Source organism: Micromonospora sp. NPDC005324 (assembly GCF_040607155.1).
GTDB classification, from domain to species: domain Bacteria; phylum Actinomycetota; class Actinomycetes; order Mycobacteriales; family Micromonosporaceae; genus Micromonospora; species Micromonospora trifolii.
Genome location: NZ_JBEXGE010000042.1, coordinates 1 through 15431 on the forward strand (window position 1 = coordinate 1; position 15431 = coordinate 15431).

Here is a 15431-nt window from a genome sequence, read left to right on the forward strand (position 1 = left end):
TGAATATTTTATTAATGAGGGTTTTATGTTTTTCTTACGGTGTGCGGAAACAACAAAATCACCCCCGCCGCCGCCCCCCCCCCCCGGGCCCCCCCTCGACTGCGTAGCGCCATTGGTGGCGCAATCAGGAAGGATGTACCTGTGAGTTCAGGACCGCAGGGCGGAGACCGTCCCCGTCGTTACGAAGACCGTACTGACGGTGCGGGCGGAAGCGACCGCGGCCCGCGCCGCGATGACCAAGGTCGGCCCCCGTACCGGGGAGACCGCGACAGCGGCGGCGGCGCCCGAGGCGGATACGCCGGCGGCCGCGACTCTGGCTCCCGTGGTGGTGACCGGGACAGCTCTCGCTCCAGCGCCCCCCGTGAGGGCGGCTACCGCGGCGGCGACCGCCGCGAGGGTGGTTTCCGGGGCGGCGACCGCGACGGCTCGCGCTCCAGCGCTCCGCGCGAAGGCGGCTACCGTGGCGGCGACCGTGATGGCTCGCGCTCCAGCGCTCCGCGCGAAGGCGGCGACCGTGATGGGTCACGCTCGGGTGCCCCGCGTGAGGGCGGCTTCCGGTCCGGCGCTCCCCGTGAGGGTGGTTTCCGGGGCGGCGACCGCGACAATTCGCGTTCCAGCGCTCCCCGCGAAGGCGGCTACCGGGGCGGCGACCGCGACGGTGGCTTCCGTGGTGGCGATCGCCGTGAGGGTGGTTTCCGGGGCGGGGACCGTGACGGTTCGCGTTCCAGTGCTCCGCGCGAGGGCGGTTTCCGTGGTGGTGACCGTCGTGAGGGCGGTTACCAGGGTGGCGATCGCACTCGCTCCGGCCCGCCCCGCGAGGGTGGCTTCCGGGGCGGCGACCGCGAGGGCGGCTTCCGTGGCGGTGACCGTCGCGAAGGTGGCTTCCGGGGTGGCGACCGGGACGGTTCGCGTTCCAGTGCTCCCCGTGAGGGTGGCGACCGCGATGGATCGCGTTCCAGTGCTCCCCGTGAGGGTGGTTTCCGTGGTGGTGACCGTCGTGAGGGCGGTTTCCGCGGTGGTGACCGTGAGGGTGGTTTCCGTGGCGGGGACCGGGACGGTTCGCGTTCCAGCGCTCCCCGTGAGGGCGGCTACCGCGGTGGTGACCGCGACGGTGGCTTCCGTGGCGGCGACCGCCGCGAGGGCGGCTTCCGCGGTGGCGACCGCGATGGATCGCGTTCCAGCGCTCCCCGCGAGGGTGGCTTCCGGGGTGGTGACCGCGACGGTGGTTTCCGTGGTGGTGACCGTCGTGAGGGCGGTTACCAGGGTGGCGATCGCACTCGCTCCGGCCCGCCGCGCGAGGGTGGCTTCCGCGGTGGTGACCGCGACGGTGGCTTCCGTGGCGGCGACCGTCGCGACGGTGGCTTCCGTGGCGGCGACCGTGACGGTTCGCGTTCCAGTGCTCCTCGTGAGGGTGGTTTCCGTGGCGGTGACCGTCGTGAGGGCGGTTACCAGGGTGGCGATCGCACTCGCTCCGGCCCGCCCCGCGAGGGTGGCTTCCGGGGCGGCGACCGCGACGGTGGTTTCCGGGGCGGCGACCGGGACGGTTCGCGTTCCAGCGCTCCCCGTGAGGGTGGTTTCCGGGGTGGCGATCGTGACGGTTCGCGTTCCAGCGCTCCCCGCGAGGGTGGTTTCCGGGGTGGTGACCGGGACGGTTCGCGTTCCAGCGCCCCCCGTGAGGGTGGCTACCGGGGCGGCGACCGTCGCGAAGGCGGCTTCCGGGGCGGAGACCGGGACAGCTCCCGTTCCAGCGCCCCCCGCGAGGGCGGTTTCCGTGGTGGCGACCGCGAGGGCGGCTACCGGGGCGGAGAGCGTACCGGGGGTTTCCGGTCCGACGATCGGCCGCGTCGCGACGGGGAGTTCCGTCGCGATGACCGCGCGGGTGGCTCCGAGTCGTCCGAGAGCGGGCGTAACTTGGCCCCGGCGCTGCCGGACGACATCGTCGCGACCGACCTCGACAAGGACGTCCGCGCTGAGCTGCTCTCGCTGAACAAGCCGGTCGCCGAGACGGTGGCCCGGCACCTGGTCGCCACTGGGCAGCTGATCGACGAGGATCCGGCCGAGGCGTTGGCGCACGCGCTGGCCGCCCGGCGGCTCGCGTCGCGCATCTCCGCTGTCCGTGAGGCGGTCGGTCTGGCCGCCTACCGCGCGGGGGAGTGGCAGTCGGCGATCGCCGAGCTGCGCACGTACCACCGGATGAGCGGGTTGCAGAGCCACCTGGCCGTGCTCGCGGACTGCGAGCGGGCTCTCGGCCGGCCGGAGCGGGCCATCGACCTGTTCCGCGGCGCGGACCGGGAGAAGCTGGACCAGGCCGTGGCGATCGAACTGCTGATCGTCGCCGCCGGCGCGCGGGGTGACCTCGGGCAGAAGGACGCCGCGGTCGCGATGCTCCAGGTCCCGGACCTCACCAACGAGGCCACCGTGCCGTGGACGGCCCGGCTGCGGTACGCGTACGCCGACGCGCTGCTCGCGGTGGGCCGGCGCGAGGAGGCCCGCGAATGGTTCTCCCGCGCCGCCGACGTGGACACCGAGGGCGAGACCGACGCCGCCGAGCGGCTGCTCGAACTCGACGGCGTGGTCATCGAGGGTGACGACGAGGACGAGGCCGCCGAGGAGATCGCCGCAGGCCCGGGCGCTCCCGGCGCGGTGCCGGCCCGACCCTACGCCGACCTTGCCGGCGATGACGATGCCGACGATGACGACGACGACGACGATGACGACGACGACGACGACGACGATGACGACGACGACGACGATGACGACGACTTCGACGACGACGAGGAGGACGACGCTGTCGGCCGTCCCGCCGACGACGAAGGCTTCGACGACGAGGACGAGGACCGTCACCCCACCGAGAGCGGCAACGCCGACGCGGCCACCACTGGCGACAGCGGCGTGACGGACGGGGACGCGGCGAACGCCGACGGGACCGTGCCGGCTCGGGACGACGAGTCGGGGTCGACGCAGCGGTGAGCGCGGGCGTGGGGGAGCGGCTGGTCGACGGGTACGCCCTTGTCGTCTTCGACCTGGACGGCGTGATCTACCTGATCGACCGGCCGATCCCCGGCGCCGTCGAGACGGTGGCCCGGCTGCACGCCGAGGGACGGGCGGTGGCGTACGCCACCAACAACGCGTCCCGCCGGTCCAGCGAGGTCGCTGACCTGCTGACCGGGATGGGCGTGCCGGCCCGGCCGGAGGAGGTCCTCACCTCCGCCGCCGCCTCGGCCGAGTTGCTGCGCGACCGGCTGCCCGCCGGCGCGTCGGTGCTGGTGGTCGGTGCGGAGGCGCTGCGCGCGGAGCTGCGCGCGGTCGGTCTGAACCCGGTCACCCAGGCCGATGAGAAGCCGGCGGCGGTGGTGCAGGGGTACGGCCCGCAGGTCGGCTGGGCCGAGCTGGCCGAAGCGTCGGTCGCGGTGCGGGCGGGTGCGATCTGGATCGCCACCAACACCGATCGGACCCTGCCCAGTGGGCGGGGGCCACTGCCCGGGAATGGTTCGCTGGTGGCAGTGCTGCGTACGGCACTGGAGCGGGACCCCGACGTGGTGGTCGGCAAGCCGGAGCCGGCGCTGTTCGAGACCGCTGCCCGACGCAGTGGCGGTGGGCGGAGCCTGGTGGTGGGTGACCGGCTGGACACCGACATCGAGGGCGCCCGCCGGGCCGGGCTGGACAGCCTGCTCGTGCTCACCGGCGTCAGCGGCGTACCGGAGCTGTTGGCCGCCGAGCCGCAGCGACGTCCCACGTACGTCGCGAAAGACCTGGCGGGGCTCTTCGACCCGGCTGCCGCCGTGCGGGTCCCGGGCCCGGCGGAGGCTGGCGGCTGGTCCGTGACCGAACGGGACGGCGTGTTGGAGCTGGATGGTACCGGTCGGCCGCTGGACGCCCTGGCCGCGCTCTGCGCGGTGGCCTGGTCGGTGCCGGTGCCGGCGTTGCCGAAGATCCGCCCGGTGGGCCCGGACGCGGCTCACGCGGTGGAGAGTTTCGGTCTGACCGCGGCGGCGTGAGCCGGGGCGGTCGTCAGAGCAGCTTGCGCAACTTGAGCAGGTCGAACGGGTTGGCCTTGATCGACACCCGGCGGGAGGTCACCGCGCTGGTGACGTCCAGGTCGCCCCGGACCAGGGCGAGAAGGTCGTCGCTGGACGTGCTCAGCGCGATCTTGGCTTTGGGGTTGTCGCCGTCGGTCAGCTCGACCAGTCGGCCGCCGGTGATCCGGCCGTGGAACGCGGTGTCCAGGTCGGTGATCCGGCAGGCCAGCGTCCGGTCCAGGTCGATCCGGTCGCGTACCGTCTCGGCGTTGCGATCCAACCGGGCGGCCAGCTCCTGTAACGCCTGCCGGCACTCGTCCACGCTGGCCACATCTCCCCCTCGTTGATCGCCACGCCGTCCTCGGCACCGTACCGCACGGGTCGGTCCGGGGTGCCCGGTAGCGTGACACCTGCACACCCCGCCCCGTGGAAGGACTCAGGCATGCAGGACGCGTGGCGCGCCTACCTCGAGCTGGCCATGGGCCTTGCGGAGGCGCCCCGGAAGAAGGCCCAGGACGTGGCACGTCGCCTCGTCGGCTCCGGCGGCGCGACCGCCGCCCAACTGCAGGCCCTCGGCGAGGAGCTGGTGACCACCGGCGCCGCCAACCGGGAGGCGTTGACCAAGCTGGTCCGCTTCGAGGTCGACCGGGCCCTCGGCGCTGTCGGTCTGGCCACCGCCGACGAGGTGGCCGAGCTGACCCGGCGGGTGCACGACCTGGAACGGCAGCTGCGGGAGGCGCGGTCGACCGAGCCGGCCGGCACGCCGACCGCCGGGCCCACGCCACAACCCGACCCGACCGTCGCCGCGCGGCCCGGCACCGGCCTCGTGCCGTCCGACGCCTCGGCCGGTGCCCCGGTCTCCGCGCCGGTGGCGAAGAAGGCCGTCGCGAAGAAGGCCGTGGCGAAGAAGGCCATCGCCAAGAGGCCGCCGGCGACGATCAGCCGGACCGCCGACGAGGACGTCCCGACGCCGGCGGTGATGCCCGCGAAGAAGGCGGTCCGCAAGCAGCGGCCGGACGACGCCGAATGACCCGGCCCGGTCCACCGCCCGGCGGGTCCTTCCCGGCCCGTCCCGGCCCGCCGGTTGGCGGCTCGTTCCCGGCCCGTCCCGGCCCGCCGGTTGGCGGCTCGTTCCCGGCCCGTCCCGGCCCGCTGGCTGGCGGGTCCCTTCCGGCCCGTCCCGGTCCGCCGATGGGTGCCCGCCCCGGGCCGCCGCCGGATCTCGGGGACGACGAGACGCGGCATCCGGCGGTGGACGCCGCCGTGCGGGCCATCGCCAACGCGTCGACGCTCGCTCCCGCCGACCAGATCGCCCAGTACGAGGCGGCCTACGAGACGCTGCGGGAAACCCTCGCCACCATCGACCAGACCTGAGCGGCACGACCAGGCCTGAGTAGACCGGAGAACCACCCATGGCACGTCGTAACCGGCTGGACGCCGAACTCGTCCGCCGCGGTCTGGCCCGCTCCCGTGAGCAGGCCGCCGCGTTGGTGGAGGCCGGCCGGGTCCAACTGCGGGGCGTGGTCGCCCGCAAGGCGGCCGCGATGGTCGACCCCGCCGATCCGCTCCTGGTGACCGGTGCGGACCCGGCCGAGGAGTACGTCTCCCGAGGCGGGCACAAGCTCGCCGGCGCGCTGGCCGCGTTCGCCCCCGGTGGGCTGCACGTCGCCGGACGGCGTTGCCTGGACGCGGGAGCGTCGACAGGTGGGTTCACCGACGTGCTGCTGCGCGCCGACGCGGCCGAGGTGGTCGCCGTGGACGTCGGCTACGGGCAGCTCGCCTGGCCGCTGCGCACGAACGAGCGGGTCCGCGTCCTGGAGCGCACGAATGTCCGTACCCTCGATGCTGACACGATCGGTGGCCCGGTCGACCTCACGGTGGCCGACCTGTCGTTCATCTCGCTGCGACTGGTGCTGCCGGCGCTGGCCGGCTGCACCCGCGACGACGGTGACCTGGCCTTGATGGTCAAGCCGCAGTTCGAGGTCGGCAAGGACCGGGTCGGCGCCGGCGGTGTGGTCCGCGATCCGGAGCTGCGCGCCGAAGCGGTGCTGGACGTGGCCGCGGCGGCCGTGCGGCTCGGCCTCGGACTGGCCGACGTGGCGGCCAGCCCGCTGCCCGGGCCGAGCGGCAACGTGGAGTTCTTCGTATGGTTGCGCCGGGGCGCACCAGCGGCCGACCCGGAGCGGGTGCGGGCCGTGGTGGCGGCCGGGCCGGACGGCTCGACGACGGCCGGCGACGTGCCGGACGTGGCGGCGGAGGAGGTCGCAGGGTGAACGCGCGCAGTGAGGGCGCCGCAACGGGCCGCTCGGTGACACGCGGCCGTGCCGAGGCGACGGCGCCGGTGGCGCGACGCCGCCCGGTCCGGCGTGGGCGGGCGGCCCGATGAGCCGCACCGCGCTGCTGGTGACCCACACCGGCCGTCGGCGCAGCACGGAGCACGCCCGGTCGGTCGCCGCCGACCTGATCGACGCCGGTTTCGAGGTACGGGTGGTCGCCGACGAGGCCGACGACCTCGACCTGCCCGGTGTGGTGCCGGTCGCCGGCCCGCAGGCCGCCGAGGGCGCCGAGATCGTCTTCGCGCTCGGTGGTGACGGCACCTTCCTGCGCGCCGCCGAGCTGGCCCGGCCCGCGAAGGCGCCCCTGCTCGGCATCAACCTCGGCAAGGTGGGCTTCCTGGCGGAGGCGGAGATCGACGACCTGGACACGGCGGTCCGGGACGTCGTCGGCCGCAACTACACGGTCGACGAGCGGCTGACGCTGGACGTCACGGCCGAGTTCGACGGTGGGCCGACCATCGAGTCCTGGGCGCTCAACGAGATCAGCATCGAGAAGGGCGAGCGGGCCCAGATGCTGGAGCTGCTCGTCGACGTGGACGGCCGGCCGCTGTCGCGCTACGGCTGCGACGGTGTCGTCTGCGCCACCCCCACCGGCTCCACCGCGTACGCGTTCTCCGGTGGCGGCCCGGTGGTCTGGCCGGAGGTGGAGGCGTTGCTGCTGGTGCCGATCAGCGCGCACGCGTTGTTCAGCCGCCCGTTGGTCACGGCCCCGACGTCCACCTTCGTGATCACCGTCGACCCGTTCACCACCCTCGCCGTGCTCTCCTGCGACGGCCGGCGCGTCTACGACCTGCCACCCGGCGCGCGGGTGACGGTGCGCCGGGGCGCCCTGCCGGTACGCATCGTGCGGCTGCGCCCCCGCCCGTTCACCGACCGGCTGGTGGCCAAGTTCGGCCTCCCCGTGCACGGTTGGCGCGGCAGCCGCCGGTGACCGTGGCGCACACTGTCAGTGGCTGTCGGGTGTCCACCTGACGACATGTCGCCGCTGCGGCGGCCGACGACTAGTGACCTGGTGACACGCTCCGACGCAGACTCCGATCGGCCCTCATCTACGGATGGCGGGCCTGGAGGAGTAGAGGAGCCCATCGCATGCACTGGTCCCCACGCTGGCTCGCCGTCGGCGCGGTCGGCGCGTTGGTGGTCGGCGTCGCCGCACCGGCGTCCGCCGACCCGCCCGCCCGGCCCACCGGCCCGACGTCGGGCACGCCCGCCCAGCACGCACCCGTCCGCATCACTCTGATCACCGGCGACCAGGTCGAGCTCGCGCCCGCGGCGCCGGGCCGGGTCGCCGCCACCGTCCGCCCGGGACCCGGGCGCGAGCGGGTCATCTTCCAGACCCTGGAGGTCGACGGCCGCCTGCGGGTGCTGCCCAGCGACGCCCTGCCCTACGTCTCGAGCGGGGTCCTCGACGCCAACCTGTTCGACGTGCAGGAGTTGGCCGCCGACGGATACGGCGATGCCGCGCAGGGCGCGTTGCCACTGATCGTGCGCTACCAGGAGCAGGCGGCCGGGCGGGTCAAGCCGCTCACCGGTGCCACCGACGCCCGGCCGCTGGAGAGCATCAACGGCGCGGCGCTGCGGGTCGGCAAGGGCGCCCTCGGTGGCCTGTGGACCACGCTCGCCGGTACGCCGGCCAGCCGGACCACCACTGCCGCCGCGCCCCAGCTCGGCGCCGGCATCGCCCGCATCTGGCTGGACGGGAAGGTCCACCCGGCGCTGGAGCACTCCGTGCCGCAGATCGGCGCCCCGATCGCCTGGGCGGCCGGGCGGGACGGTGCCGGCGTGAAGGTGGCGGTGCTCGACACCGGCGTCGACGCCACTCATCCCGACCTGGCCGGTCGGATCGCCGAGGCGCAGGACTTCTCCAACAGCGGCAGCCCTCGCGACGGGCACGGGCACGGCACCCACGTGGCGTCGACCATCGCCGGCAGCGGCGCGGCGTCCGACGGGCTGCGCAAGGGCGTCGCCCCCGGCGCGAAGTTGCTGATCGGCAAGGTGCTCGACGACGGTGGCTCCGGCTACGACTCGTCCATCATCGCGGGCATGGAGTGGGCCGCCCACTCCGGCGCGAAGGTCGTCAGCATGAGCCTCGGCGGCGACCCGACCGACGGCACCGACCCGATGAGCCAGGCGGTGAACGACCTGACCGCCGAGACCGGCGCGCTGTTCGTGGTCGCCGCCGGCAACTCGGGCGCCGCGCGGACCGTCGGTGCGCCCGGCGCGGCCGCGGCGGCGCTCACCGTCGGCGCGGTGGACCGTGCCGACAACCTGGCGGAGTTCTCCAGCCGGGGCCCGCGCCTCGGCGACAACGGCCTCAAGCCCGAGATCACCGCGCCGGGCGTCGGCATCGTCGCCGCCCGGGCCGCCGGCACCGCCATGGGTACGCCGGTGGGCGACGCCTACACGACCGCGTCCGGCACCTCGATGGCCACCCCGCACGTGGCCGGGGCGGCGGCGATCCTCGCCCAGGAACACCCGGACTGGCCCGCCGCGAAGCTCAAGGACGCGCTGGTCAGCACCACGAAGGCGAACCCGGCCCTGACCGTCTTCGAGCAGGGTGGCGGTCGGGTCGACGTGGCGCGGGCGCTCGGGCAGCAGGTGTACGCCTCGGCCACCGCAGACTTCGGCCGGATCTCCACCGGCGGTGCGGCGGTCGAGCGGACCGTGACGTACACCAACGGTACGAAGACCGCGCAGACCCTGCGACCGGCCCTGGAACTGCGCAACCTGGACACCGGCGCGGCCGAGCCCGACGGGGTCGCCGTGACCTCCGGCGAGGTGACAGTGCCGGCGGGCGGCAGCGTGGCCGTGCCGCTGCGCGCCGACCCGGCGAAGCTGGGCCGGGGCCCGCACGGTGGCTGGCTGGTGGCGACAGGCACGAACGGTGTCGCCGTGCGCACGCCGGTCGGGCTCACCGTCAGCGGTCCCGTGCACCACCTCACCATCAAGCTGCTGGACCGGGAGGGTCAGCCGGGCCTCTCGCCGGGGTTGACAGTCTTCGGTGAGCAGCCCGAGTCGGACTTCTGGGGCATGTGGGGTGGCGAGGGCACCCTGCAGGTCGAGGAGGGCACGTATGTGCTGACCGCGATGTTCGAGCACGGTGCTCCGTTGGACGAGCAACTGACCGAGGCCGTCGAGCCGGAGCTGGTCGTCGACCGGGACCTGACAGTGGTGCTCGACGCGCGCAAGGGCACGCCGGTGCGGATCGAGACGCCGAAGCCCAGCGAGCAGCGGGCCACGCTCAGCTACTACGTGCACCGGGTGCTGGGCAATGGCCGGCAGATCGACCACGGTGTGATGGCCTACAGCACCGTTCAGCGGGTCAACGTCACGCCGACGCGCCAGGTGCGCCAGGGCGAGTTCGAGTTCGCCTCGCGGTGGCAGCTCGTCGCGCCCATGGTGGACGCGACGATCAGCGGGGTGTCCGGTCCGTCGGACATCAATCTGCTGGGCACGTCGCCGGCGCCGACCGGTCGGCGGAAGCTGCCGCTGGTGTGGGCCGGCACCGGAACCGCCGCCGAGTTGACCCGGGTGCGGGGCGCGGCCGCGCTGCTCGCCGCTGACCCGAACCGCTCGGAGGAGGAGCAGGTCGCCGCCGCCGCAGCAGCCGGCGCCGCCGCCGTTCTCATCGTCCGCCCGGAGGACCGTTCCGCCTGGACGGTCTGGCGCCCGATCGGGGACCGGCTGCCGATCCCGTCGATGGTGGTCGCGTACGACGACGGGCAGCGGCTGATCGCGGCGGCGCGCAAGGGTCGGGCGACGCTGGACCTGACGCTGACCGTGGACAGCCCCTACCTGTACGACGTGTGGCAGGTGTCGAAGGGTCGGGTGCCGGAGCGTGTCGTACACACGGTGACCTCCAGGAACACCGCCGAGGTGACCGCGAGCTACGGCGACCTGGGCGCGGGCTGGGCCACCGAGGAGCGGTTCGGCTGGCGTCCGTGGCAGGAGTACGCCTGGAACGACGACCAGCGCATGGTCCGCAACGGCACCACCCGGCAGGAGTTCGTCAGCTCCGGCGACAACTGGTGGCAACAACGGGTGCTGCACAAGCAGATGTTCATGCAGTGGGGGCAGCTGGCCGGTGGTCTGACCCAGCAGCCCCGGCGCTATGCCGCCGACGACCGGGTGACCGAGACCTGGCACGCGCCGGTGCTCCGTCCGGCCGTCCCGGCCCGTGGGGCGCCGGTGCCCACCCGCACCGGTGACAACCTGGAGCTGCGGGTGCCCGAGTTCGTCGACGCCGAGGGGCACTACAGCGTGGCCGGCGAGAGCGAGGAGTCGGACACCGTCGCGGCACGGGTCAGCCGCAACGGGCAGCAGATCGCCGACCTCTCCGACGGCTGGGCGTCGGTGCCCACGACCGCCGGGGCCGCCCGCTACCGCCTGGACGTGACCACCCAGCGGTCCTCGGCCGAGTGGCGTTACGGCACGCGGACCGACACGGCGTGGGAGTTCACCTCGGCCCGACCGGCGGGCGACGCCGCCACGCCGTTGCCGCTGCTCCAGGTGGACTACCGGGTGCCGGCCGACCTGCGCGGCACGGTACGCGGCAACCGGCCGCACCAGCTGGGGCTGACCCTGCGGCAGCCGGCCGGGGTGCGGGCGCCGACCGGCACCAGCGTCCGGGTGCAGGTCTCCCTCGACGGGGGCGTCACCTGGCGCAACGCGCCGACCACGGGGTCGGGCACCCGGTACACCGCTACCGTGCCGGCGGGGCGCGGAACGGTGTCGCTGCGGGTGCACGCCGCCGACCGGGCCGGGAACACCGTCGACCAGATGGTGCTCCAGGCGTACGGGCTGCGGTGATCGGGCGGGGCGGGGCGGCCTGGCCGTCCCGCCCCGCCGGTCGAGGGTCCGCCGTCGGTCGACGGCGGACCCTCAACGGGTCAGAGCCAGCCGCGTCGGGCCACCTGGAACGCCAACCCGGGCCGGGTGTCCACGCCGGCGGCGGCCATCAGGTCGGCGATCCGCCGTTGCACTGTCCGCCGGCTCACCCCGAGCTGCGAGGCGATGGACTTGTCCGGTACGCCCGCCACGAACAGCGACAGCAGCCGGGCCTCGTCGGCGTCGGGCTGGTAACCGTCGCCAGGGCGGTCCTCGGGTTCCGGCCGTCGAGCCTCGGGGGCCGCGACGGCGAGGGGGTCGTCGAGGCGCAGCCGGGTGGCCACCCGCCAGTGACTCTCGAAGAGGGCGAGCAGCGCGTCGAGCAGTTGACTGCGGCCGATCACCGCGGCGCTCGGTTCGCCGCCGTCGCGGTCGGGCACCAACGGGCAGATGGCCGTGCTGGCGTCCACGATGGCCAGTCGGACCGGCAGCCGGTCCAGGACGCGGGCCTGTTCCCCGGCGGCGACCCCCTTGGCCAGGTCGGCCAACGCGCCCGGCTCCAGCAGCAGGTCACGCTCGTAGATGGCCCGGTAGCTCACCCCCCGGGCCAGCGCGTCGAACTCCTCGACATTCTCCGGGCCGGCCATGGCGAGGGGATTGGCCCGGCAGAACCAGAGCACCTCGGTACGCGCCGAGTTCTGCAGGTCGCGCAGGCGGTCCCGCAGAACCCGGGCACCGGTGATCACCTCGACCAGGTGGTCAACGTGGTGTCGGCGCAGCCCGGAGCGATACTCCTCGGCCAGTTGGGTGACCAGTCGGCGGGCCGACTCCAGGTCCTCCTGTCGCCGCAGCAGCGTCCCGCCGAGGGCGACGTCCGGGGCGGTCGGGCGCAGCGGGGCGTCCGCGTCGTTGTCGCTGCGCTGCACGAGGCCCTTGCCGCGCAGCGCCTCGACCTGGGCGACGACCTGCTCACGGGGCCGGTGCAGGCGACGGGCCAACTCGTCGATGCGGGCCGTGGTGAGCTGGAGCAGGCAGCGGTAGAGCTCCTCCTCAGCCGAGGTCAGGCCGATCACGTCCAACACGGGGCAGAACTGTACGTCGGCCGGGTACGGGCCGTACCCGGGCCCGTCGGCTGGTCAATTGTCGGGCCTCGCGTCTACTGTCGGTGGCTGTGCTGGAAGAGCTGCGCATCACCGGACTGGGCGTCATCGAAGACACCACGCTGCCGTTGACCGGCGGCATGAACGTCATCACCGGCGAGACCGGTGCGGGCAAGACGATGGTGGTCACCGGCCTCGGCCTGCTCTTCGGCGGCCGGGCCGACGCCGGGCGCGTCCGCGCCCAACCCGGCCGTGCCGTGGTGGAGGGGCGGCTGCGGCTGAAGGGGCGGGTCGCCGACGCCGTGCACGCACGCATCACCGAGGCCGGCGGCGAACCCGACGAGGACGGCTCGGTGCTGCTGAGCCGCACGGTGACGGTGGAGGGGCGCTCGCGCGCCCACGTCGGCGGTCGGAGCATGCCGGTCTCGATGCTCGGTGAGGTCGGCGAGCAGGCGGTCGCCGTGCACGGCCAGTCCGACCAGCTGCGGTTGCTGCGCCCGGCCGAGCAGCGGGCCGCACTGGACCGTTTCGCCGGCCCCGCGCACGAGAAGCTGCTCGACGCGCTGCGCGAGGCGTACACGGGGTGGCGTCGGGTCGTCGACGACCTGGCCGACCGGCGGCGCAACGCCCGCGAGCGCAACCAGGAGGCCGACCTGCTGCGGTTGGGCCTCGACGAGATCACCCGGGTCGATCCGCAGCCCGGTGAGGACGACGAGCTGAAGACCGAGGCGCAGCGGCTGGAGCACGCCGAGGGCCTGCGGACGGCAGCGCAGATCGCCCAGCAGTGCGTGGCCGGTGGTGCGGAGGCCGCCGAGGAGACCCCGGACGCTACGGCGCTGCTCGGCACCGCCCGGCGGACCCTGGAGGCGCAGTCCGGCACCGATCCGGCGCTCGGTGAGCTGGCGGCCCGCCTGGAGGAGGCGGCCACGTTGGTCACCGACGTGTCGGCGGAGCTGTCGGCGTACCTGGCGACGCTGGACGCGGACCCGGCCCGATTGCAGCACGTCTACGAGCGGCGGGCGGCGCTGCGCGCGTTGACCCGCAAGTACGCCGACGACGTCGACGGGGTGATCGCCTGGGCCGATCGGGCGCGCACCCGACTGTCCGACCTGGACATGTCCGACGACGTGCTCGACGAGTTGGAGCGGGAGGGCCAGCGGCTCGCCGTCGAGGTGGCCGACCTGGCCGGGCGGGTGTCCGCCTCCCGGCAGGAGGCGGCGGTCCGCTTCGCCGACCAGGTCACCGTCGAGTTGGCCGGGCTGGCCATGCCGCACGCGCGGATCGAGGTGGCGGTGCTGCCCCGTCCGGCCGGGCGTGCCGAGCCGACGCTTGCGGTCAACGGCGTCGAGGTGGGTGTCACCCCGGACGGCGGCGACGAGGTGGAGATGCGGTTGCTGGCCCACCCGGGCGCGCCGTCGCTGCCGTTGCAGCGCGGCGCCTCCGGCGGTGAGCTGTCCCGGGTGATGCTCGCCATCGAGGTCGTGTTCGCCGGCTCCGGCGGCCCGCCCACGTTGGTCTTCGACGAGGTCGACGCGGGAGTCGGCGGGCAGGCGGCGGTGGAGATCGGCCGCCGGTTGGCCCGGCTGGCCCGCAGCCACCAGGTGCTGGTGGTCACGCACCTGCCGCAGGTGGCCGCGTTCGCCGACCGGCACCTGGTGGTGGCGAAGGACACCGGCGGTGCCGTGACGACCAGCGGGGTACGCGTGGTGGAGGACACCGAGCGGGCTCGGGAGTTGGCGCGCATGCTGGCGGGTTTGCCCGATTCGGATCTGGGTATCGCCCATGCCGAGGAGCTTTTGGCAGTGGCCGCCAAGGAAAGGCGGTTGTGACGCCGCGTATTGTGAGCGCAAGCACACCGGCTTGTGCCGGTGTGTGCTTCCCTGGGTAGGCGGCCCTGCTCAGGCATGTCGCGACAGAAAAGCCTGCCTCACATGCCAGGATGGTCACGATGCGTCTACCCACGTTGCGCCGGAACCGGAACTCCGAACCGGGCAGAGTCCTCGGCACCGCGCGCCTTGATCGACGGACGAAACGCCTGGTCGGTCGGCTGCGCCCTGGTGACATCGCGGTGATCGACCACGTCGACCTGGACCGGGTGGCGGCCGACTCGCTCGTCGCCGTCGGGGTCGCGGCGGTGCTCAACGCCAAGCCCTCGGTCTCCGGCCGTTACCCGAACCTCGGCCCGGAGGTGTTGATCGCCGCCGGCATTCCGCTCCTCGACGACCTGGGGGAGGGCGTCTTCGAGCGCATCCGCGAGGGCGACCAGGTGCGCATCGAGGGCAACACGGTCTTCGCCGGTGACGAGCCGGTGGCCCACGGCAGCCTTCAGGACGCCGAGTCGGTCGGCAAGGCGATGGCGGACGCCCGGGAGGGTCTGTCGGTGCAGTTGGAGGCGTTCGCCGCCAACACGATGGACTACCTGCGTCAGGAACGCGACCTGCTGCTCGACGGTGTCGGGGTGCCGGACATCGAAACCCAGATGCAGGGTCGGCACTGCCTGATCGTGGTGCGCGGCTACGACTACAAGGCCGACCTGGACGTGCTGCGCCCGTACATCCGGGAGTTCAAGCCGGTGCTCATCGGCGTCGACGGCGGCGCGGACGCCCTGGTCGAGGCCGGCTACACCCCGGACATGATCATCGGGGACATGGATTCGGTCACCGACGACGTGCTGCGCTGCGGCGCCGAGGTGATCGTGCACGCGTACCCGGACGGGCGTGCGCCCGGCCTGCCCCGGGTCAACGGCCTCGGTGTGCCGGCGATCACCTTCCCGGCCGCGGCGACCAGCGAGGATCTGGCCATGCTGCTCGCCGACGAGAAGGGCGCCTCGCTGCTGGTAGCGGTCGGCACCCACGCCACCCTCGTCGAGTTCCTCGACAAGGGCCGCGGCGGCATGGCCTCGACGTTCCTGACCCGGCTGAAGGTCGGCGGCAAGCTGGTCGACGCCAAGGGGGTGAGCCGGCTCTACCGGCAGAGCATCTCCGGCTCGTCGCTGCTGCTGCTGGTGCTGTCGGCGATCGCGGCGATGGCGTCCGCGGTGGCCGTGTCGACAGTCGGGAAGGCGTACCTGGGCGTGGTCGCCGAGTGGTGGGACAATTTCGTGTTCCAGCTGTACCGGCTCTTCTAGTTTCCGACCGATCAAGAGGCTG

At 73.6% G+C, this 15431-nt stretch carries 12 protein-coding genes; 9 read left to right on the forward strand and 3 right to left on the reverse strand.

From position 1 onward, the window contains the following. Positions 1-522: 522 nt before the first annotated feature. Positions 523-2019, reverse strand: a complete 1497-nt coding sequence (locus ABZS40_RS30670; protein WP_354947310.1) for a hypothetical protein — start codon at positions 2017-2019, stop codon at positions 523-525. Here ABZS40_RS30670 and ABZS40_RS30675 point away from each other — a divergent pair. Beyond that, entirely contained in the window at positions 2008-2970 is a 963-nt protein-coding gene (locus ABZS40_RS30675) for a Replicase polyprotein 1ab (RefSeq protein WP_354947412.1), read from the forward strand. The genes ABZS40_RS30670 and ABZS40_RS30675 overlap by 12 nt on opposite strands. After that, positions 2967-3998 carry an HAD-IIA family hydrolase gene (locus tag ABZS40_RS30680; protein ID WP_354947312.1) on the forward strand — a complete coding sequence of 344 codons (1032 nt, stop codon included), beginning with the start codon at positions 2967-2969 and terminating at the stop codon, positions 3996-3998. The genes ABZS40_RS30675 and ABZS40_RS30680 overlap by 4 nt, the downstream gene beginning before the upstream one ends. A 13-nt stretch (positions 3999-4011) precedes the next feature. Here the strand turns inward: ABZS40_RS30680 and ABZS40_RS30685 are convergent, their stop codons facing one another. After that, positions 4012-4350: an SCP2 sterol-binding domain-containing protein gene (locus ABZS40_RS30685; protein ID WP_354947314.1), complete on the reverse strand. Its 339-nt coding sequence runs from the start codon at positions 4348-4350 to the stop codon at positions 4012-4014. 111 nt (positions 4351-4461) lie between these two features. Between ABZS40_RS30685 and ABZS40_RS30690 the strand changes: the two genes are divergently transcribed. The 5 genes from ABZS40_RS30690 to ABZS40_RS30710 all read left to right on the forward strand — a co-directional run bounded on the left by ABZS40_RS30690 (position 4462) and on the right by ABZS40_RS30710 (position 11164). Further along, positions 4462-5049 carry a hypothetical protein gene (locus ABZS40_RS30690; protein ID WP_354947316.1) on the forward strand — a complete coding sequence of 196 codons (588 nt, stop codon included), beginning with the start codon at positions 4462-4464 and terminating at the stop codon, positions 5047-5049. Between the two features lie 122 nt (positions 5050-5171). Next, positions 5172-5393, forward strand: coding sequence for a hypothetical protein (locus ABZS40_RS30695; protein ID WP_354947414.1), 222 nt, complete (start codon positions 5172-5174; stop codon positions 5391-5393). A gap of 38 nt (positions 5394-5431) precedes the next feature. Then, entirely contained in the window at positions 5432-6292 is an 861-nt protein-coding gene (locus ABZS40_RS30700; RefSeq protein WP_354947318.1) for a TlyA family RNA methyltransferase, read from the forward strand. A gap of 109 nt (positions 6293-6401) precedes the next feature. Then, entirely contained in the window at positions 6402-7286 is an 885-nt protein-coding gene (locus ABZS40_RS30705) for an NAD kinase (RefSeq protein ID WP_091407282.1), read from the forward strand. Positions 7287-7444: 158 nt separating this feature from the next. After that, positions 7445-11164, forward strand: coding sequence for a S8 family serine peptidase (locus ABZS40_RS30710; protein WP_354947320.1), 3720 nt, complete (start codon positions 7445-7447; stop codon positions 11162-11164). Between the two features lie 80 nt (positions 11165-11244). Here ABZS40_RS30710 and ABZS40_RS30715 read toward each other — a convergent pair whose 3' ends face one another. Continuing rightward, positions 11245-12264 carry a helix-turn-helix domain-containing protein gene (locus ABZS40_RS30715; RefSeq protein WP_354947322.1) on the reverse strand — a complete coding sequence of 340 codons (1020 nt, stop codon included), beginning with the start codon at positions 12262-12264 and terminating at the stop codon, positions 11245-11247. Between the two features lie 89 nt (positions 12265-12353). On the opposite strand from ABZS40_RS30715, the gene recN reads away from it, so the two are divergent. Further along, positions 12354-14111: a DNA repair protein RecN gene (recN, locus tag ABZS40_RS30720; RefSeq protein WP_354947416.1), complete on the forward strand. Its 1758-nt coding sequence runs from the start codon at positions 12354-12356 to the stop codon at positions 14109-14111. 119 nt (positions 14112-14230) lie between these two features. Continuing rightward, on the forward strand, positions 14231-15409 hold the full coding sequence (steA, locus tag ABZS40_RS30725) for a putative cytokinetic ring protein SteA (protein WP_091407271.1): 1179 nt from the start codon (positions 14231-14233) through the stop codon (positions 15407-15409). The last annotated feature ends 22 nt before the right edge of the window (positions 15410-15431 follow it).